The sequence below is a fragment of the Roseovarius lutimaris genome (assembly GCF_900115165.1).
GTDB classification, from domain to species: Bacteria; Pseudomonadota; Alphaproteobacteria; order Rhodobacterales; family Rhodobacteraceae; genus Roseovarius; species Roseovarius lutimaris.
Genome location: NZ_FOVP01000035.1, coordinates 1 through 18,669, shown reverse-complemented (window position 1 = coordinate 18,669; position 18,669 = coordinate 1). Strand labels below are relative to the sequence as shown.

Below are 18,669 nucleotides of genomic sequence, written 5' to 3'. Positions count from 1 at the left end.
CTATCAGTGATGTGACCCACATCACCTTGGCACATTGCGATGCCGTCGGGAGGGGGTATCCACCCCATCAGGTCTCTATGGAAAACCCGGGTCACATCTGCGTGGAAATCAACATCATGGTCTCATATTTCCGTCGCAGATCCGGTGAACATCAGCGCGGTTCGTGCGCTTTTTATAGCCAAGCGGCGGGAATTTCGCCGGAATCATCCTCACCCACCATTTTGCGGATCTTACGCAGGATATGACATCCATGACGCACTAAATCCTGTGTGATGGCGGCGCGCGCGGCCGGACCGTCACGGTGACCGATGGCTTCAATCAGGTCGTAATGTGGGTGGCGCAGCGTGGATTTGGGATAATCCTCGGTATAAAGAAATTGTAGCGACGGCCCGCATTGTAGCCATAACGAGCGCAAGACCCCCTCCAACACTGGCATTTCGGCATGGCGGACGATGGTAAAATGCAGCCTCTCGTTCAGATCAAGGGTCGTACGCTGATCACCGCGAGCACGCGCCGCCTCCATCCCCGCGTTTAGCTCAGCCAATTCTGCCGCAAGCTCGGGGCCGCCTTGCGCAGCTGCCTCCGCCGCGCGGCCCTCCAGTTCGATCCGCAACGCGATGACCTCAACGAAGCGGGCCGGGTCCAGTCGGGGCAAGGCAGCAGTGCCGCGATCATCCATCTCCAGCACCCCGTCTGAAACCAGTCGCTGCACCGCGTCGCGCACCGGCGTCGAGCTAACGCCCATCTCGGCGGCGAGAGTGCGATAGACCAGCCGCTCGCCCGGCGGCAATTGGCCACTCATGATGGCGCGGCGCAGGCGCGCGTGGATCTGATCAGCCAAGCTTTCGTGCTTGAGCGTCTGCGACAACATGTCGGGCTGGAAGCTATCCTTCAACATCTTGCACCTTCGTTTTGTGTCCCGTTTCCGATGAAAAACATACTAACCCGCATCATTCTCTAACCGATAGGTCCTATACGCGGTATCATGGAAAAGATTCTGCCGCTCGGTCGGCGTCGCACCTGCCGTTATTTTTTGAAAGGCATTCCAACAAACGGTGTAGGAATACGCGCCTTTATCGACCGGGAAATTGCTTTCAAACATGCAACGGTCGCTACCCATCACCTCGATTGCGGTCTCGATCCATGGCAACCAATCATGCGCCAACTGGTCCGAGCCCGGTGCCCGGTCGAGCAAGTGATAGCCGCCGAATCCGGTCTTCATCCCAAGGCCACCCAGCTTAATCCGAACATTGGGCAAGGTCGACAGTTCCACGATCTGTCGGCGCCAGCCCTCAAAGACTTCGTCACGGCGCCCCGCATAGGCGTTGATGCCCAGAATGCCGCCAAGGTGGTCCAGAACCATAACCGTATCGGGAAATGCGCGCGCCAGATCGATGAATTCGCCGATTTGAGGGTGATAGATCCACGCATCGAAACTAAGTCCATATTCGACCAGCTTTGCAAACCCCTCGCGAAACGCCGCGTCCTGCATTAGGCCACGCGGTGGCAGGACCGAAGTCGTCTTTATGGTTTCATCCTCACTCCAAACCGCGCTTTGGCGGATGCCGCGAAAACGGCCCCCGGCACAGGCGATATGGGCCTCTAGCACATCCGCCACTGCCGCGCCTTCGGTCAGATCAGCATGGCCAACTATACCGGCACCTATACGGCAAGGGCCGAATTCGCCGCTTTCGGATATCGCTGCCACACCGGCGACAAACTCGGTCTCACCAACGGGTTTCATCGCGTCGAGCCCGTCCTCGCGCCACATCGAGCGGCACTCGGCAAAGACCGTGGCTACCACGTTATGCCCGGTCGAAACATCGGCAAGGAATTCGTCGAACATATACTGCCCTCGCGCTCCGTGCCATAGGTGATGATGCGCGTCGATGATCGGCTGCGCCGCATCGACCGGCACTTCGGGCGTGGCGGCCAGCCAATCCTCGCGCACAGCGATATGGGGGTTCGGTGGTACCGCCTTCCGTATGCTCATTGTCACATGTCTCCTTTACCCAACGTCGCTGTGTGAGTGTTTCGTGGGCTACGCAACTTCAAGCCATTTCTGTCGGACGTCGGCGCGTTCTTCCATCTCGGGTGCTGTGCCGGAAAAGACGATTGCGCCATGCCCCATCACCAGCACATCCCGCGCAACGCGCATCGCCATGCTCATCTTCTGCTCGACCAAAAGAACACCGACGCCGCGCGCCTGGATATCGCAGATAACCTCCGCCACGACATCGACTATTTGCGGTGCAAGGCCCTCGGTCGGCTCGTCGATCAGGATCACGAGCGGGTTGGTCAGCAATGAACGGCAGACCGTTAGCATCTGCTGCTCGCCGCCCGACAAAACACCGGCCATCTGATTGCGCCGCTCGCGTAGTCGCGGGAAATATTGAAACATGTCTTCGCGCGTCCAATGAGGTGCGCCCGCCACGCCAGGCTGGATTCCCATGGTGAGGTTCTCGTCTACGGTAAGGTTCCCGAAGACCTGGCGCTCTTCGGGAACAAAGGCCAAGCCGCTGCGGCAGATGCTATTGGCGCTCTTGCCGCGCAGTTCCTGTCCCGACAAACGCACCGATCCACGCGGCGGCGTCAGGATTCCCATCATTGCCTTAAGCAAGGTCGAACGCCCCGATCCATTGCGTCCCAGCAACGCGACGATACCCGGCTCGGGCATCTGAAATGTCACGCCGTGCAGGATGTGGCTTTTCCCATAGTAAGCGTGTAGATCTTGAACATCTAACAACATCAGATGGCCTCCTCTCCTAGATAGGCCGCTTGCACCTCGCGGTTGGCGCGCACCTCGGCGGGGGCACCTGTCATCAAAACCTTACCATAGACCAACACCGACACCTCGTCACAAAGATCAAAGACGACGCCCATGTCATGCTCAACCATCAGCAGGGTTTTACCCTCCGTCAGGCGTCGGATCAAACCGACGATATACGAGGTCTCTTCGCGCGACATACCTGCTGTTGGCTCGTCCAGCAGGATGATTTCGGGGCCAGTGGCCAGAGTCATGCCAATTTCCAGCGCGCGCAGCTCGGAATAAGCCAAATCGCTGGCGAGCGTTTCAGCACGATGATCTAACCGCACATCAGCCAACAGAGCGATTGCCTCATTGCGCAGCTCCTTCATATTGCTGGTGAACTGCCATAGATTGAACCGTACGCCATGCCGCGCCATGACCCCGATCAGCACATTGTCCAACACGGTCTGCTTGGCAAAGACGTTGGTGATTTGGAAAGATCGGGACAGGCCAAGCCGGTTAATCTGCGCCGGGGCCAGCCCGGCAATCGATCGGCCGTTCAGCGCGATTCCTCCCGCCGTTGGGGGAAAAGCGCCCGATATCAAGTTGAACAGAGTTGATTTTCCCGCTCCGTTGGGTCCGATGATCGCATGGCGCGAGCCGCGCGCGACTTGCAGATCGACTCCCTGGATAATCGACAGGGCGCCGAAGCTTTTCTTCAGGCCGCTCAGTTCGAGAATATGTGTATCGCCGCTCATGTGCGTTTCTCCTCGACATCCAAATTGCGGGCTTCAACTCGCTCCTCGCGGGTGTCGGCCCAAACCAACGCGATATTGCGTCGGCTGCGTCGCATTAGCGCGATCCCCACCACCAACGCAAAGATCGGCGCCCCCCATGTCAGCGGTGCTAGCGGCCCCCATGCGCGACCGAACATCTCGTAGGCGGGCAGGCCACCCTCCACCTCCGCAGCCAGCCTGTAAGATGAGGCAAAAAGGATCTCTATACTGTGAACCACGAAAACGACGCCGAACGCGGTGATCGCCATGCCGAGCGCATACAGCACATAAGGCAACGCTAGGCGCGACCAATCCAGTTGATGGCGGGCGCGGTAATGCGTCTGCAAGATACCGCCCAACCCCTGTGGTGCAAAAAGAATGACCAGCACGAAGATCAGGCCTTGATAGAACAACCAAGCCGCAGTCGCGTTCGACACCCAGTAGGCAAAGAGCGTAAAGACGATAGCCCCGATTGCCGGGCCCATGAACACCGCCGTCCCGCCGACAAACGTATAAAGGACGGCCTGTGCTGAGGTATGCATCGCAAAGATGCTAAAATTTGCCGTTTCGATGGCCATCGCGGCTAAGCCTCCCGCGATGCCGGTGAACATAGCCGAAATAGCGAAGACCAAGACTTTGCTGCGCTCCGCATCGTATCCCATGAAGCGGACCCGCTCTTCGCTATCACGCAGCGACAAAATCAGCAAACCGAAGGGCGTGCGCGACAAGTAATAAAGCGCGCCAACCGAGATCAGGAACCATGCCAGCGTCAGGTAATAGACTTCGATGGTTGCCCCGAAAGTGACCCCCAGAGATGGCATGCGCATTGATGATATCCCTGCCTCACCGCCGAAAAGCGATGTCCAGCGCGGCGCGGCGACGTGCAAAAGCTCAGCAAGTGCCAGTGTGATAAGCGAGAAATACGCGCCCGAGCGCCGCGTAGCAAAATAGCCGAAAGCAAATCCGGTCAGGAGACCGACCAACCCGCCAAACGCCGGTAGTAGCACGGTCGGCACGCCAAAGCCCCGCTCGACCACCTGCATCAGGTGCAGCACACCGAACGCCCCGAGTCCGAAGAAGGCCGCATGTCCGAAAGACAGCATCCCTGCCTGCCCTGCCAGCAAGTTGAATGCCGTCGCGAAAAGAGCAGCAGTCAACGCAGTTATGAGCGTGAATTGCAGGCCGAGGTCCAGAAAGGGCGGCACGGCGATAGACGCGATCAGCGATAGCGTTATGAAAATTGTCGATAGTCGCACGTCAGTTCCTCGCGCCTAAAATACCCGCCGGCCTGCTCAGCAGGATCACCAGCATCAGGATGAACGGCACGGCTCCCGACACAGCCGAAACCGGCACGGTCAACAGCCCGCCCACCTCGCGCGCCCAGTCGCCGAGGCCGATAGTGGAGGCTAGATCAGCCAGCCGGAAACTCATTCCCACGGTCAGTGATGTCAGAACACCGATTCCAAGCGACGCGATCAGAGATCCAGCAACCGATCCCAGACCACCGACGACCACGACGACAAATACAATGGCCCCTAGGTCCAACGCCATTGTAGGGCTGGTGGGATAGAACGCCCCGGCGATAGCACCGGCAAGACCGGCAAGGCCCGCCCCCAACGCAAACACCCCCGTAAAGATCATAGGCACGTTATGCCCTAGTGCCTGCGCCATGGCTGGTGCGCGCTCGGCCGCGCGCACGATCAGCCCGGTGCGCGTGTGTTTCAGCAGCAGGTAGAGTATAGCGAACATCGCTACTGCGATCATCGCAATGAAAAGGCGGTAGAATGGATAGCTCATCCCCGACAACGCAAAGGCCGAGAAATCCAGCTGGGTCGGCAGCGTGTAATTGACCGGAAAATTGCCGAAGAAAAGCTTGATCCCTTCCTCGATAACGAGGGCGAGTCCGAAGGTAAGCAACAACTCATGCCCGTGGCCAAAAGCATGGACCCGGCGCAACAGATATCGCTCGGTCAGAACACCCGCAAAGGCCACCAAAAGAGGGGCGGTCACCACCCCCGCCCAAAAGCCGAGATGCCCCGAGATAGCATAGGCCAGATACGCACCCAGCATGTAGAACGATGCGTGTGCGAAGTTCAACACACCCATCATGCCGAAGATCAGCGTCAGACCGGCAGACACCATAAACAGCAGTAGGCCGTAGACGATTCCATTCAGCAGGGAGATAAGCAGAAAGTCCATAAAATAACCTCGTTGATCGTTTGTGCCCGGTGCAAAGGGTCAGCACCGGGCACTGGTATTCAGGTGGGCCTTGGCATTTGGCAGCTGTCCTGAACGGGGTAGATCAGCTCTTCTGCCGAAACACGCGCCACGGGCAAAAACCCCATGTCGGTATCGTCGGCCGGATATTTCGCTTCTCGGTCTACCCGTGAAACAACCAGCGGCGTAACGAACTGGTGGTCCTCCGCGCGCATAGATTGCAGCCCGTTGTCGCCCTCGACCTCGGTTTGCTCCATTGCTAGGCCGATGGCCTCGACATCCACCGTTTCACCCGGCTCCATTGACGCTAACGCGGCCGCGAGAAAGCCCATGCCAACGGTTGCGCCGGTCTCATTATAAACCGGGTAATGGCCCATCTCGGAACGGAAGTCTTCCGCAAATTCAGGATTCAGTTCGCAATTGCTGAGCGTCGAAACATAGTGGCCGAGCGCCGAAACACCCGCATTGCCGATATTTCCCGGTTGATCAAGGAAACAGGTGCCGAAGCGCACGCCCAATGACGCATCGGCGCAAGCCTTGATAAGCAGAAGCAAATCGTTCGACCAATTGCCAGTTAACACTGTATCGGCGCCCGATGCTTTGATCTGTGCCACATAGGGCGAGAAATCTTGGATTCGGTTCACGTCATGCAAGACCGAACCAACTAGTTTGAAGTCGCCCTGCGCGGCGCGCCCTTCAACCGCCGCCTGAAACTCCTGGCCCCAGCTATAATCTTGGTTGATCGTAAACACCTTCTTGCCCAGCGTGCCTTCGTCGCCCATCACCTTGGTCAGGGCGGCTACCGACATGCTAGCGATCGGGAACATTCGGAAATTGTGGAAATGGCACCGCTCGCCCGTCATGGCGAGCGCGCCGCTCCCAACATTTATCAGTATCATCGGCGTCTCAGGATTACGCAACGCGTGTTTACGCGCATCCTCGGACAGTTGCGATACGATGGCCGAGGACGAGCCCATAACGATAAGGTGACAGCCATCGGCGACCGCCTGCTGAAAACGGCTGGAGGCACCGGTCGAAGTCCCGGCATTGTCATAGCTAACGATCTCGACATCCTTACCGTTGAAACCACCAGCCTGATTGATTTTGCGTGTGCCGTATTCGATCCCGCTGAGGAATAGCATCCCCGACGAAGCTTGTGGGCCAGAGAGGGCCTCAATCACGGCGATTTTCAACCCTTCGCCTTCGGTGGCGCTGGCCATCCGGCTTTGCGCGAGCATGGCAAAGGCGGCCATGGCACCCATCGCGCCACGTCGAGTCATCCCGGTATTATTGGGTTCGGTCATCATCTCACTCCTGCTTGTCATTGTGAGGCCTGCGCCGCGGCGACATGGCCCATAGAAGGCTTAGGGCCGCGTCATCTTGCAACTTTCCTGCGGTGCGTAGGCCAACGTTTCAGCCGAGACCGTGGCAACAGGCGAAAACCCCATGTCCGAGCCATCAACCTTATATTTTGCATCCTTCGAAACGCGTGAGACGACGATCGGCATCTGGAACTGGTGGTCCTGCGCGCGCATCGTTTGGGTGCCATAGCCGGTGTCGACCATGGCCGTTTCCATCGCTTCGACGATCTGCTGCGCGGTCGGGTCGCCTTCGCCTTCGATTGAGGCAAGAGCAGCCGCAACAAAATTCATGGCCACGACCGAGGAGATGTCATTATAGACTGGGACACGCCCATAAGCCGCCTTGTATTCTTCAGCAAAACTACCGTCGCCCAGAGCGGGACTGCCGAGACTTGCATTATAATGACCGAGCGCGGCGGCGCCCGCATTCGCAACGTTGCCCGGCTGGTCAAGGTTCGACGTGGCGAATCGTACCGACAGCCCCGCATCCTTGGCCGCTTTCATCAGTAAAAGCAGGTCGTTCGACCAGTTGCCCGTGATGACGGTATTGGGGTTCGCTGCCTTGATCTTGACCGCGTATGGCGAGAAATCTTGGATGCGGTTCACATCGTGCAAAACCTTATCGACCACCTCGTAGTTGTAGTTGTCCGCCTGATCCACGATCGCGTCCTGCCAATCATGGCCCCAACTATAGTCTTGGTTTATGGAATAGACCTTATCGCCTAGGGTGCCCTCGCGCGACATCACCTCGACCAGCGAGCCGGCCCACATCGACGGCGTAGGATAAAGGCGGAACGAATGGTAGTGGCACCGTTCACCCGTCAATTCCATTGCGCCTGCGGCGACATTGATGAACACCATCTTTTGGCGGGGATTACGCAGATTATGTTTGCGCACATCATCCGAAATCTGCCCAGCGATGGCTGATGAAGGGCCTTGGATAACAATGTCGATCTCGTCCGACACCGCCTCGCGAAACTGTTGCGCGGCACCTGTTGTAGTGCCAGCACTGTCATAGACTTCAACCGTGATGGGCTCGCCGTGAAAACCGCCCTCGGCGTTCATCTTGTCGATGACGAACTTGACACCGTTCAGGATCATCTCCCCGGATGAGGCCTGCGGCCCGGACATCGTTTCAATCAGGCCGATGCGCAGCTCGGCAGCAACCGGGCCCGCAGTGAGGGCCGTGCAGCCCATAGCCGCACCGGCGACCAGTACCGCGTGGCCAAACCGTTTGGTGGTCTTCGTGGTCATGTATTTCTCCTCCCAGATGAATTTTAGAAAGTGTCGTTCCAAAGTCTCTTTACAGAATTAGCCCTCCGTCGATCACAATGGTTTGGCCGGTAATCATTGGCGCACCGAACCCCAGGTAGACGATAGTTTCAGCGATATCTTCGGGCGTGCAACGCCGTCCGAGCGGCGTACGCTGGATCGAGGACTGGCGTTGTTCTTCCGTCCACTCAATCTCCCATGTGCTGTCGACCGCGCCCGGCGCGACACCATTGATGCGGATACTAGGGGCCAGCGCCACGGCCAGATGCCGTGTCAACGAGATAATCCCGGCCTTGCTAGCCGCGTAGGCCATGCTGGAGCCACGCGACGATAGCGCCGAAATCGAGGCAAGGTTCACCACTGATCCACCTGACTCTCGCAGCGGCGCGGCGGCTGCGCGGGTCAGGCGGAAAAGGCCGATCAGATTCACCTCCATCACCTGATGCCACATCGCGTCAGTGACGCTGTCCAGATCCGACGGGGCCAGCGCCCGTTTACCGCCCGGCGTGCCTGCATTGTTCACCAACAGATCTAGTCCGCCCAGTAGCCGCACCGCCTCTTGGGCCAGCGCGGCTTCGTTGCCGTCGCCGATCGTATGAGGCAACGGCCGGACGTCGCAGCCCTCGGCAATCAGACGCGCGGCCTGCTCGGGACCGGCGGGATCGTTTGGCAGATGGTTCAGCACCACCTTGCAACCCGACCGTGCCAAACGCTGCGCCGTGGCAAGGCCGATTCCTGACGCGGCACCAGTGACGAGCGCGCGCGTGCCTTTCAGATCGTAGCTCAGAAGGGGCTTTGTCATGTTCGGCTCTCACTCTTAGGTTTCCAATGGACAGGCGCACGCGGGCCTATGTCGGTAACAACATCCAGTACGACAGGTTGATTCCCGGCCAGCGCCGCTTCCAGCGCAGGGCGCAGGTCGGCATGTTTTTCGATGCGGTGCCCCTCGATCCCAAACTCCTGCGCAATCTTGGAAAAGTCGAGCGGGCCGAAAAGACCCAGTTCTTCGGGCGTGCCAGGCGTGTCGCCCTGAACTGTGCGGATATTCTCGATACTTTGCCCGAAACCGCTGTTGTTATTGACTACCAGCACTAGCGGAATGCCATAGCGCCGAGCCGTCTCCAGCTCTGTCAGGTGGTAGTAAAGTCCGCCATCGCCGGTAAAGCAGACCACGCGGCGGTCAGGTGCCGCGCATTGTGCGCCCAGTGCGGCAGGGAACGACCAACCCAGCGAGCCCGCAGCACGCAGATAGGTTTGCCCCCCACCGTTCAATTCGATTCCGGTGCAACTCCAGATTGATGAAAAGCCCGTATCGGCGACGATGATCCCAGTCTCGGGCAGCGCTTCGGTAATGGCTGACATGATAGCCTCGACCCGGATCGCACCACCTTCATCCCCTGCCCGCTCAGCAAAGCCGCGACGCCACTCCGCCATCGCTTCGGCGGCCTCTTCGGCATAGACGCCATCGCGCGCAGGAATGTTGCCGACCAATTCCAGTAGGCGCGCGAGGTTGCGCTTGGGATCGCCGCAGATGCCGATCGTGTCGGGATAGCTCCGCCCAATCTCGACCGGATCGACATCGAGATGCACAACGGGTGTGGCAAGGTCCGGAATACGCCAGTCCAGCGTCACCTGATCACCCGTGCGGCAACCGATGAAGAAAACCACGTCGGCCCCAGCCACAATCTGGTTGGTAGGTGGTGCTGAATAGCTGCCAACGGTGCCGATGGACAACGGGTGGTCCGTGGCGATAATGCCGCGCGCCCCCAAGGAAGTTCCGACCGGGGCTTGCAACACTTCCGCGAGGCGGCGGATCTCGTCGCCCGCCCCGGACTGCATCGCGCCGGTACCAGCCACGATGGCGACGCGCGGCGCTTCCCTCAACCGCGCAAGAGCCGCTTCGATTTCAGCCTCTTCAGCCAACTCGCGGTGCAGCGGCAAAGTACTGGTCGGCAGACCAGCGGCGACCTTGGCCACGACGGTTCCCGCCTCCAATACCTCACCCATATGACCTAACACGTCCAGATGCACAGGGCCAGGCGTGCCGCTGATGGCGGTTCGCCAAGCATGGGCCAACAGTCGAGGCAGATCGGCAGCATCGTCAACGTCGACGCTGGTCTTGGTCACAGCACGAAACATCGCTGGGTGATCGACCTCTTGATAAGCGTTGCGGTGACGGTACTTCGACACCTTGCGCCCGGTGAAAGCCAGAACCGGCGCCTGCGCTAGATACGCATCCTGCATTCCGGCAGCAAGATTGGCGGCGCCAACTGCCTGCGAAAAGCAGATACCAGGTGCCCCGCGTACCCGCGCATAGCCGTCGGCCATGTAGGCCGCAGCCTTTTCGCTATGCACCAGCACGCGGCGGATGCCCTCATGCTCCATCTCGACCAGAGAACGGCGCAGGATCGCGTCGATGAAGAAGACATGATCGATGCCGCGTGCGGCCAAAGATTTCGCGAGCCAACTCGCGGCGGTGACGTTTGACAAAACTTTTCCTCACATATCATGTTTGATGCATCATGTATGATGTACATACACCATTCTATTAGTTCATTTGTCAACGATAAATTTGCCTCTACGGTGAACCGTCGCCTCAAGAAGATGTATGCGGAGATGTTTTCGGTGATTTTTGGTTTGCTGAGCATGTTGCAGGTGGCGATTGGTGGCGCGGACGAAGTTACGACAATCGGTACCGCGATCCCTTTCTTGGCAGTGGACCTGTCACCCCATGCACGGGTCTTCTTACCGTGGCGACCGTCGCAATGGCGAACAAGACCGCACGAATAGTCTGGGCGGTGCAGACCAGGAACGAATACTACCGGCCTCACACAGCCTAAAAGAAGGAAAAGGAACAACCGAGACAGCAAGACCATTGAAATGATGGCGCACAGTCAGCCCGCCAACCAAGACAACCCGTCGAATGTCCAGGACACATTGTTGTTCGATAAGCCGTTTGGGACTTGGTCGCGGAAACCATCAGGGCCAGCGGCTACGAGTGCCGCGCGAACAGGCCGGACACACGTCTGCTTCTGACCAGTGCAAAATCACCTCAAAAAATGTCTTGCAATGCAGCAGCTATCCACACAGGCCATTCGTGCCTTTTGCAGCACCCGAGCAGCGTCAAAGGCCTGAGACGGACCAAACGGTCGTTTCTTACCCCTCGATCGTCCAAGGCTCGCGGAGCATGACGTGTCGCTCATATAGTAGTTCAATCTGGAGTATCTGAGATGACGCCCGTCAACTGCTTGGTGACCGCAGCGCATGACTTAGCCTCTTAGCTGCTTTGACCGCGGCCTCGCCCCGCAGAGGCCAAGTCTGTGTAAGACCCTCGATGATCACTAAGAGTTCTGTTTCGGCTCCAAATCGCCCGGTGGCCGCTGCGGCCCGCTTCGCGACCTCGTATTTATGATGCTCGAGAAGTTGGCGGAGGGGGAGGCTTCCCGGATCGGCCGCCACGGCCGCATGAAAAAGGCAGCCATGCGATGTCTCAGTCTCCATCCACTCACCAATGCGCGACAGGAACGCGTCAAGCGCCTTTTCAGGCTCCTTTGGCAGATTGTCGAAGACACGCGTAGTATAGCGCTGATGCCGGTTCTCCAGTGCAGCCAACACCATCTCCGCCCTGGACGGTGTGTATTTGTATAGCGTGCGGAGGCTTACCCCCGCAGCATCCCGGAGGTCCTCGACGCTGGGCTCTGCGAAGCCTTGGCTGGCAAAGGCGCGCTCAAGTCCCTCGGATATCTTGCTCATCATATCAGTCATAGTTGACGATGTAGAATAATCTCTCTACCCACACAAGTAGAGTAACCATTCTACATCGGAGCATTCCCCAATGACACTTCCTGAAACGATGAAAGCCGTAGTCCTCACTGGCCATGGGGGGCTGGACAAGCTCGAATGGCGTGAGGACGTGCCGGTTCCACAACCGGAAGCTGGCGAGGTATTGATCCGTGTGGGCGCGTCGGCGGTGAACAACACTGACGTTAACACTCGAACGGGCTGGTATTCTAAAGCCGTGCGCGGCGATACAGGGTCGGCCGCCAGGGAGGGTTATGCAGGTGCTTCTGATGCAGATGGCGCCTGGTCCGGTGCGCTTAGCTTTCCACGCATCCAGGGCGCGGATTGCTGCGGTGAAATCGTCGCAGTCGGTGACGGGGTGAACCCCGCGCGGATAGGTGAGCGTGTGCTGGTGCGGCCCATGCATCGCCCAACCGGCGCAGAGCCAGAAGCGCTTGTAACCTTCGGCTCAGAACGCGACGGAGGTTTTGCTGAATACACGACTGTGGACGACGAACACGCGCTGCGGATCGACAGCGCGCTCACGGACATCGAACTGGCGTCCTTTCCTTGTGCGTTCTCCACCGCCGAAGGCATGATCCAGCGGGCCGGACTGGGCGCGGAGCGTGTGCTGATCACCGGGGCGTCGGGCGGCGTTGGTTCAGCCGCCGTGCAGCTTGCAAAGCGGCGCGGTGCGCATGTCACGGCGTCCACCAGCCCGGCGAAGATGGATGCTTTGAAAACGCTCGGCGCTGATGCGGTGATGGACCGCAGCGATGCCTATGCGAAGGACGCCTTCGACGTCGTGCTCGACCTTGTAGGTGGGCCGCGCTGGCCCGAACTGCTCGATGCGTTGGTCCCTCGGGGGCGCTATGTGACATCGGGCGCTATTGCTGGGCCGATTGTCGAACTTGATTTGCGAACACTCTATCTCAAGGACCTGACTTTGATCGGCAGCACCCGGCAGGACCCGCGCGTTTTCACGGACTTGGTCAGCTACATTGAAGCGGGCGAAATCCACCCGGTGGTCGCTGAAACCTATGGATTGCGCGATCTGCGCGCGGCGCAAAAGGCATTCCTGGAAAAGTCGCACATGGGTAAAATCGGAGTAACCATCGCAGGCTAACGGCAACAAGCGAAGCAGTGGCGTTATTTGGCCCGAGATTGGAGTCGAGCCAAGATGTCCATTGCCTTCGCAGCCTTGTCCGTCGGCACGAATACGTGGTCATGGTGATAAGCGGAGACCATGTTGCAAGGAATGCCCGCCTCTCCAAGTGCGGTTGACACTGCGGCCGTAAGCCCGACGCCTTCCAGCGACGAATACACGTTCAGGGTTATGCGCCGCATCGAGTGCGCGGCATTTAGGTCGGCTGCTTCGGCCACTTCGACAGGAACGATCAGCGACATCCCTTCTTCTTCCTTGAACGTCGAAATAGCTTGGGGCGAGAGTTCCTCAATGAGTGCGGGATCAGCAGCCGTGATGAACACAAAAGCGCCCTGTGTAAGCCTGGGCGTCATACCTGCAATCATATCGCGGGCCGTTTTTACAACTTCCGGCATCTTTTCCCCCTTCACCAAATTTTACCAGATCATAGCCGGGTGGCCTCACCGACAAGCAGTCGAATTAGCCGCTCAGAACATGCCATTGTCATGGGCGCTGGTCTCTGGAAGCTCCTGAAGCACGTCCCAATGCTCCACGATTTTGCCCGCATCATCCAGCCTGAAGATGTCGATCCCCGCATATTCCAATCCGTCTGGCCAGATTTGATGACAATGTAAAATGACGTGACGACCCTCGGCAAAAGCGCGTTTCACCTCGACCCGCTTGTCTGGATATTCGGCGGCCATACGCTCGAAATATTCAATGAACCCCTGACGTCCGTTGGCCACATGCGGATTGTGCTGGATGTATTCCTCGCCCGCGTATCGCGCAATTGCCTCACGCGGGCGGCTTTCATTGAACATCATCTCGTAGAAGGCAATCACGTTGCGTTTCATGATTTCCAGATCAGTCATGGCCGTTCTCCTTTAACCTTGCTGAGATGATGTTTTCCATCGCGGTGACGATCTCCGCAACTTTGGCCGCATTCGCCGCCTCTTGATGCGGCGACGCGAACTGACCTGCGTCATTGTCGTAATAGCGCCCCGTGGCGCCGGCAAAGTCATCGGACAGCGCAGCTCGGCGCAGGATGTCGGCGCCGATGGACAGATCGTTGCCTGCGATGCCAAAGCCTTCCTTGACCATCTTTGAAGCCAGCAGAGAGCCGGGGTTCACCGCGATAAAAGCTGGCCCATCCGGATTGGCGCGGGCCTGCTCTTGCGTCCAGATGGTGATGGCCAGCTTGCTCTGCGCATAGGCCTCCATATGTCCAAGCGCGCGCTTGCCGCGCATTGCGTCAATGTCCACAGGAGCTTGCGCTGCCGACGACAGGTTCACCACGCGGCCATCTTTGGGGATGATCGGCAGTAGCTGCTGGGTCAGCAGGTAAGGCGCGAGCGTGTTGACGACAAAGCGGATATCGAGGCCTTCTGATGTGCGAGCCTCGCCGGTCTTGAGAACGCCGGCGTTGTTGATTAGCACATCGATCCGATTATGATGGGCCCGGATCTCCTCGACCAGCGCGTCGACCGCGTCCAGACGCGAGAGATCGGCGCAATAGGTCTCGGGTGCGCCGCCCACGTCCTTTGCAGCGGCCTCCAGCTTGGCGGCGCTCCGGCCGTGCAGAAGAACGCTGTGGCCCTCCTGCGCAAGTGACTTTGCCGTCAGCAGGCCGATACCATCGGTCGCGCCGGTGATTAGGATGGTTTTAGACATGGGATCTCCTCAGGTTTGGAAGTCGGGCAGGATATCCTCTGCCAATCTATGCATGGTGTCTTCAATATCCGAACCATTGAAGCGCAGGTTCAGGGCGACGTGGTTGATGCCCTGATTGCGGATCTGCATCAGATAGCGCCGCAGGTGATCTGTGCCCGACTGAAACCCCAAGTGGATCGGACTGGGCGGCGCATCCGCCTGCGCAACGAGGTCTACGTAAAGCGATTGCATCACTGGCTTGTCGGACAGCCCCGCATCAGCGACCCGCTGGCGATACGCGGTGACCACACGGCCCTGTGCTGCCGCGTCGCGCGGATAGGTCATCCACCCATCGCCGTTTCGCGCGACCCAATCCGGCGATTGCTGACTGCCACCGGTGATCAGAAGGGGCAACTGCCCTCCCGTGGGCTTGGGAAGCATGTCGATCGCACCGGAAAGAGTTCCGTGCGTGGTGTTACGGTGGGGATATGGATCGGCCATGGCGCGGATATAGTCGACACTGTCGCGGAAGCGCGCACCGCGATCTTCGAAGCTCATGTCCAGCGCCGGATATTCTTCAGGACGGTCCCCCGAGGCGACGCCCAGCAGCAACCGCCCGCCAGAGAGCGCATCCGCCGAGGCGGCAGCCTTGGCCACATGAGCTGGATGGCGCAACGGCAGAACGATGCTCGCAACCCCGAGCGCGATTTTGCGCGTAGAGGCTGCCAGCGCACCAAGATAGACGAAGGGATCGAAGACCTGTCCAGCATCCCCAAATGAGGGCACGTTGAACGGCACATCCCGCAGCCAGAGAGCGGAGAAACCAAGGTCGTCCGCCAGCCGGGCGCGCTCTAAATGACTTGCCAAGTCGGGCACCGCGCTGTGCGGATACGCCTCCAGCGGCAGGACAAGGCCAAGGCTTAGCTGCCCCGATCTGAAGGTAGAATCATAAGCCCGGTTGAGGCTCGGAAACGCCATGGGTTCAGTCTCATCTAACATCTCGGACCTCCTGTCTGGCGCCCTCAAAACCCGCCAAGAACTTGTTTGCCAATCAAACGGCCGCTTTCTTGCCGCAGATGCGCGGCACGCAGCGCTTCAGCGGTCAGCGCTCCGCCGCGTTCAGTCATGGTGGACTGCAGGGTGCCGGCGTCGATCATCTCTGCAACTCGGTTCAAAAGGTCTCGCTGAGCGCTGATATCCTCAGTGCCGAACATTGAGCGGGTGAACATGAACTCCCAGTGGATGCTCAGCGCCTTGGGTTTCGCCGCCTTGATGTCCAGCGCCTCGGGGTCGTCGATCAACGCGATCTGGCCGCGCGGGGCAATCAGATTGATGATCGCATCCCAGTGCTGGTCGGTCGCGGTCAGGGCAGCGACGTAGCTGGGGGCAAGCCCGAGGTCATCCACTTGAGCGGCAAGATCGCCGCGATGGTCCACCACGTGATCAGCGCCCATTTTGCGCACCCAATCTTGCGTCTCGGGCCGTGAAGCTGTGGCGATAACTGTGAGGCCCGTCAGCGCTTTGGCCAACTGGATCAGGATCGACCCCACACCCCCGGCTCCGCCGATGACAAGCAGTGTTTTGCCCTCTCCACCGCCTTCGGTTAGGCGAAAGGCATCAAACAGCATCTCCCATGCGGTGATAGAAGTAAGGGGCAGCCCGGCTGCCTCGGTGAAATCAAGCTTGGCAGGTTTGCGTCCGACGATCCGTTCGTCGACGGCGTGAAATTCGGCGTTCGTGCCAGCGCGGGTCACGTCCCCGGCATAGAAAACCTCGTCGCCGACCTTGTAGCCGGTTACTGCATCGCCGATCTCCGCAACAACCCCAGCTGCATCAAATCCCAACACGCGCGGCGCGCCTTCCGGCTGCATCGCAGCACGCAGCTTGACGTCCACCGGGTTGACCGAGATGCCCTTGACCGCGACCAGCAGATCGCGCGGCCCGATTACGGGGCGCGCGACTTCGACCACGGCGAGATTGTCTGCACTGCCCGCTTCGTTATATCCGATAGCTTTCATTTTCATCATCCTTCGTTAGCTGTTGGCACGAATATATCTCTTGCGTAATTCTACGAAACTGGCAGTTTTCCGATTTGATTATTCGGGTTTGGGATATAATAACGGTGGATACTGACAACCTACGCCTCTTCGTCATGGCTGCCGAACGCCTGAACATCTCCGCTGCGGGACGGGCACTTGGGCTTGCCCCGGCCGTTGCCAGCGCACGGCTGGCTAAACTGGAACAAGAGCTTGGTGTAGAACTTTTACGGCGAACGACGCGAAAAGTGTCCCTGTCTCTCGATGGCTCGGACTTCCTGCCCTACGCGCGGGAAATCTTGGCGCAGGCAGATGCCGCCAAAGCGGCCCTCGGCGGCAGCGAAACCGGGCCTAAGGGGACTTTGCGATTTGCAGCACCAAGCAGCTTCGCGCAACGGCACATCATGCCGCTCCTGCCCGAATTTCACGCGCTTTATCCCGATCTGACGCTGGACCTGCGGCTGTCAGACACGCGTGTTGACGCGATTGAGGGCAGTTTCGATCTCGCTCTACGCAGCGCGCCCCTGACCGATAGCAGCCTAAAGGGCCGCAAATTGGCCGATGACACCCGCGTGCTTTGCGCGTCGCCCAGCTATCTAAAGGCCCATGGAATGCCGAACGGGCCGAGCTCGCTGCAAGGCCATCACTTGATCGCTTGGGCCGATCTTGAGCCGCGAGAGTTAATCGGTCCAAACGGCGAAACAGTGCGCCTTGATCCGACCGTCATGAATTGCCGCATCATTGTAGACGACGGCGATGCGCAACGTGAAGCGACCCTCGCTGGGGCTGGCGTATCGATCAACTCGCTTTGGAGCGTGTCCGATGAGCTTCTTTCGGGGCAGCTTGTCCGGGTCTTGCCGGCTTGGAGGTTGAACGACGATTCAGTGCTATGGCTGGTTTATCCGCGCTCGAACGTGCTAACCCCAAAGACGCGAATTTTTATCGACTTCCTGATTTGGCATCTGGGAAATCGGGCAGAGTGGGTCGGGTAGGCGCCTGCTCTCAAGGCACAGACTATTGAGGCAAAATCAGGTGCGCTGAGATGTCTGGTTTTTGATACGCGGTCAAATCATCGCGCTTATGCAACTAAAGTTCTCTATCTGCGGCCTTAAATTCAAGGGCGTATTTCAGTCTCATCGGGCTCATGGTTCTTTCCGAGGTCGGCGGTGCCGCTTCATAATGGCGTCGGGGACTGGTGCCTCAAAAAAATCCGCTGCGAGGTCGCCTGAGTTCAGGCGCATCGACATTCGACGGCGAGGTCATCCGGCCACCGTCCCGATGGGACGTCGTTACACCTGGACGGGCGTATTCGTTTGTTGGCTATCTCATGCAGGTAGCTCCTCCTTGGTCCAGGCGAAGGTTGTCCTGTCGCGCCAGATGCGAGTCATGATGACAGCCAGTTTTCGGGCCGTAGCAACGATAGCCTTCTTCAAACCCCTTCGCGCGACAAGCCGCATGGCCCATGCTTTGAGCGGCGAGAAGCGCGCTACACGTTGGATCAGGATGTTGGCCGCTTCATAAAGCAGTTTGCGCATGCCCCCGTCACCGCGTTTAGAGATACGTCCCGACCAATCTGTTTCACCGGATTGATATCGTCGTGGGGTCAGGCCCAAGTAAGCGCCAACATCCGTTGCTTTTCGAAACCGCGTCACATCGTCGATTGTCGCGATGAAGTTGAGGCTAA

At 58.8% G+C, this 18,669-nt stretch carries 19 protein-coding genes; 2 read left to right on the top strand and 17 right to left on the bottom strand.

The window, feature by feature from the left end; genetic code table 11:
* Positions 1 to 172 precede the first annotated feature (172 nt).
* The 11 genes from BMZ91_RS19485 to BMZ91_RS19430 form a co-directional block, all read right to left on the bottom strand.
* A complete protein-coding gene (locus BMZ91_RS19485) occupies positions 173 to 898 on the bottom strand; it encodes a GntR family transcriptional regulator (protein ID WP_218145699.1) in 726 nt (241 codons plus the stop codon).
* 42 nt (positions 899 to 940) lie between these two features.
* Positions 941 to 1,993, bottom strand: coding sequence for an amidohydrolase family protein (locus tag BMZ91_RS19480; protein ID WP_092842271.1), 1,053 nt, complete (start codon positions 1,991 to 1,993; stop codon positions 941 to 943).
* A gap of 48 nt (positions 1,994 to 2,041) precedes the next feature.
* Positions 2,042 to 2,749 (bottom strand): ABC transporter ATP-binding protein, encoded by a 708-nt coding sequence (locus tag BMZ91_RS19475; RefSeq protein ID WP_092842270.1) that lies wholly within the window; start codon positions 2,747 to 2,749, stop codon positions 2,042 to 2,044.
* Positions 2,749 to 3,507, bottom strand: a complete 759-nt coding sequence (locus BMZ91_RS19470) for an ABC transporter ATP-binding protein (protein ID WP_092842269.1) — start codon at positions 3,505 to 3,507, stop codon at positions 2,749 to 2,751. Before BMZ91_RS19470 ends, BMZ91_RS19475 begins: the two co-directional genes overlap by 1 nt.
* On the bottom strand, positions 3,504 to 4,781 hold the full coding sequence (locus BMZ91_RS19465) for a branched-chain amino acid ABC transporter permease (RefSeq protein WP_092842268.1): 1,278 nt from the start codon (positions 4,779 to 4,781) through the stop codon (positions 3,504 to 3,506). Before BMZ91_RS19465 ends, BMZ91_RS19470 begins: the two co-directional genes overlap by 4 nt.
* A 1-nt stretch (position 4,782) precedes the next feature.
* Entirely contained in the window at positions 4,783 to 5,724 is a 942-nt protein-coding gene (locus tag BMZ91_RS19460) for a branched-chain amino acid ABC transporter permease (RefSeq protein ID WP_092842267.1), read from the bottom strand.
* Between the two features lie 59 nt (positions 5,725 to 5,783).
* Complete coding sequence (locus BMZ91_RS19455; protein WP_218145698.1) at positions 5,784 to 7,046, bottom strand: branched-chain amino acid ABC transporter substrate-binding protein; 1,263 nt, start codon at positions 7,044 to 7,046, stop codon at positions 5,784 to 5,786.
* 60 nt (positions 7,047 to 7,106) lie between these two features.
* On the bottom strand, positions 7,107 to 8,357 hold the full coding sequence (locus BMZ91_RS19450; protein ID WP_218145697.1) for a branched-chain amino acid ABC transporter substrate-binding protein: 1,251 nt from the start codon (positions 8,355 to 8,357) through the stop codon (positions 7,107 to 7,109).
* 49 nt (positions 8,358 to 8,406) lie between these two features.
* Positions 8,407 to 9,177, bottom strand: coding sequence for an SDR family NAD(P)-dependent oxidoreductase (locus BMZ91_RS19445; RefSeq protein ID WP_092842266.1), 771 nt, complete (start codon positions 9,175 to 9,177; stop codon positions 8,407 to 8,409).
* Positions 9,174 to 10,865, bottom strand: a complete 1,692-nt coding sequence (locus tag BMZ91_RS19440; RefSeq protein ID WP_092842265.1) for a thiamine pyrophosphate-binding protein — start codon at positions 10,863 to 10,865, stop codon at positions 9,174 to 9,176. The genes BMZ91_RS19445 and BMZ91_RS19440 overlap by 4 nt, the downstream gene beginning before the upstream one ends.
* 750 nt (positions 10,866 to 11,615) lie before the next feature.
* A complete protein-coding gene (locus tag BMZ91_RS19430) occupies positions 11,616 to 12,128 on the bottom strand; it encodes a TetR/AcrR family transcriptional regulator (RefSeq protein WP_245736492.1) in 513 nt (170 codons plus the stop codon).
* Positions 12,129 to 12,210: 82 nt separating this feature from the next.
* Between BMZ91_RS19430 and BMZ91_RS19425 the strand changes: the two genes are divergently transcribed.
* The gene (locus BMZ91_RS19425; protein ID WP_092842262.1) at positions 12,211 to 13,281 is read left to right on the top strand and encodes an alcohol dehydrogenase family protein; all 1,071 of its coding nucleotides are present in this window, start codon (positions 12,211 to 12,213) and stop codon (positions 13,279 to 13,281) included.
* A gap of 23 nt (positions 13,282 to 13,304) precedes the next feature.
* On the opposite strand, the gene BMZ91_RS19420 is transcribed toward BMZ91_RS19425, so the two are convergent.
* From BMZ91_RS19420 to BMZ91_RS19400, 5 genes are all read right to left on the bottom strand, one after another.
* Positions 13,305 to 13,715, bottom strand: coding sequence for an ACT domain-containing protein (locus tag BMZ91_RS19420; RefSeq protein ID WP_092842261.1), 411 nt, complete (start codon positions 13,713 to 13,715; stop codon positions 13,305 to 13,307).
* 72 nt (positions 13,716 to 13,787) lie between these two features.
* Positions 13,788 to 14,171, bottom strand: coding sequence for a nuclear transport factor 2 family protein (locus BMZ91_RS19415; protein WP_092842260.1), 384 nt, complete (start codon positions 14,169 to 14,171; stop codon positions 13,788 to 13,790).
* Positions 14,164 to 14,970: an SDR family NAD(P)-dependent oxidoreductase gene (locus tag BMZ91_RS19410; protein ID WP_092842259.1), complete on the bottom strand. Its 807-nt coding sequence runs from the start codon at positions 14,968 to 14,970 to the stop codon at positions 14,164 to 14,166. The genes BMZ91_RS19415 and BMZ91_RS19410 overlap by 8 nt, the downstream gene beginning before the upstream one ends.
* 9 nt (positions 14,971 to 14,979) lie before the next feature.
* Positions 14,980 to 15,948, bottom strand: a complete 969-nt coding sequence (locus BMZ91_RS19405; RefSeq protein ID WP_092842258.1) for an LLM class oxidoreductase — start codon at positions 15,946 to 15,948, stop codon at positions 14,980 to 14,982.
* Between the two features lie 23 nt (positions 15,949 to 15,971).
* Positions 15,972 to 16,967, bottom strand: coding sequence for a zinc-binding alcohol dehydrogenase family protein (locus BMZ91_RS19400; RefSeq protein ID WP_092842272.1), 996 nt, complete (start codon positions 16,965 to 16,967; stop codon positions 15,972 to 15,974).
* Between the two features lie 104 nt (positions 16,968 to 17,071).
* On the opposite strand from BMZ91_RS19400, the gene BMZ91_RS19395 reads away from it, so the two are divergent.
* Complete coding sequence (locus BMZ91_RS19395) at positions 17,072 to 17,977, top strand: LysR family transcriptional regulator (protein WP_092842257.1); 906 nt, start codon at positions 17,072 to 17,074, stop codon at positions 17,975 to 17,977.
* Between the two features lie 333 nt (positions 17,978 to 18,310).
* On the opposite strand, the gene BMZ91_RS19390 is transcribed toward BMZ91_RS19395, so the two are convergent.
* Positions 18,311 to 18,669, bottom strand: a 359-nt coding sequence (locus tag BMZ91_RS19390) for a transposase (RefSeq protein ID WP_143076410.1), incomplete at its 5' end; no start/stop codon positions are given.

What these genes read in the sequence shown, in the direction of transcription:
- BMZ91_RS19450 (WP_218145697.1), bottom strand. Translation starts at nt 8,357, where the DNA reads ATGACCACGAAGACCACCAAACGGTTTGGCCACGCGGTACTGGTCGCC.
- BMZ91_RS19420 (WP_092842261.1), bottom strand. Translation starts at nt 13,715, where the DNA reads ATGCCGGAAGTTGTAAAAACGGCCCGCGATATGATTGCAGGTATGACG.
- BMZ91_RS19415 (WP_092842260.1), bottom strand. Translation starts at nt 14,171, where the DNA reads ATGACTGATCTGGAAATCATGAAACGCAACGTGATTGCCTTCTACGAG.
- BMZ91_RS19405 (WP_092842258.1), bottom strand. Translation starts at nt 15,948, where the DNA reads ATGTTAGATGAGACTGAACCCATGGCGTTTCCGAGCCTCAACCGGGCT.
- BMZ91_RS19480 (WP_092842271.1), bottom strand. Translation starts at nt 1,993, where the DNA reads ATGAGCATACGGAAGGCGGTACCACCGAACCCCCATATCGCTGTGCGC.
- BMZ91_RS19475 (WP_092842270.1), bottom strand. Translation starts at nt 2,749, where the DNA reads ATGTTGTTAGATGTTCAAGATCTACACGCTTACTATGGGAAAAGCCAC.
- BMZ91_RS19445 (WP_092842266.1), bottom strand. Translation starts at nt 9,177, where the DNA reads ATGACAAAGCCCCTTCTGAGCTACGATCTGAAAGGCACGCGCGCGCTC.
- BMZ91_RS19400 (WP_092842272.1), bottom strand. Translation starts at nt 16,967, where the DNA reads ATGAAAGCTATCGGATATAACGAAGCGGGCAGTGCAGACAATCTCGCC.
- BMZ91_RS19425 (WP_092842262.1), top strand. Translation starts at nt 12,211, where the DNA reads ATGACACTTCCTGAAACGATGAAAGCCGTAGTCCTCACTGGCCATGGG.
- BMZ91_RS19410 (WP_092842259.1), bottom strand. Translation starts at nt 14,970, where the DNA reads ATGTCTAAAACCATCCTAATCACCGGCGCGACCGATGGTATCGGCCTG.
- BMZ91_RS19470 (WP_092842269.1), bottom strand. Translation starts at nt 3,507, where the DNA reads ATGAGCGGCGATACACATATTCTCGAACTGAGCGGCCTGAAGAAAAGC.
- BMZ91_RS19455 (WP_218145698.1), bottom strand. Translation starts at nt 7,046, where the DNA reads ATGACCGAACCCAATAATACCGGGATGACTCGACGTGGCGCGATGGGT.
- BMZ91_RS19460 (WP_092842267.1), bottom strand. Translation starts at nt 5,724, where the DNA reads ATGGACTTTCTGCTTATCTCCCTGCTGAATGGAATCGTCTACGGCCTA.
- BMZ91_RS19485 (WP_218145699.1), bottom strand. Translation starts at nt 898, where the DNA reads ATGTTGAAGGATAGCTTCCAGCCCGACATGTTGTCGCAGACGCTCAAG.
- BMZ91_RS19430 (WP_245736492.1), bottom strand. Translation starts at nt 12,128, where the DNA reads ATGAGCAAGATATCCGAGGGACTTGAGCGCGCCTTTGCCAGCCAAGGC.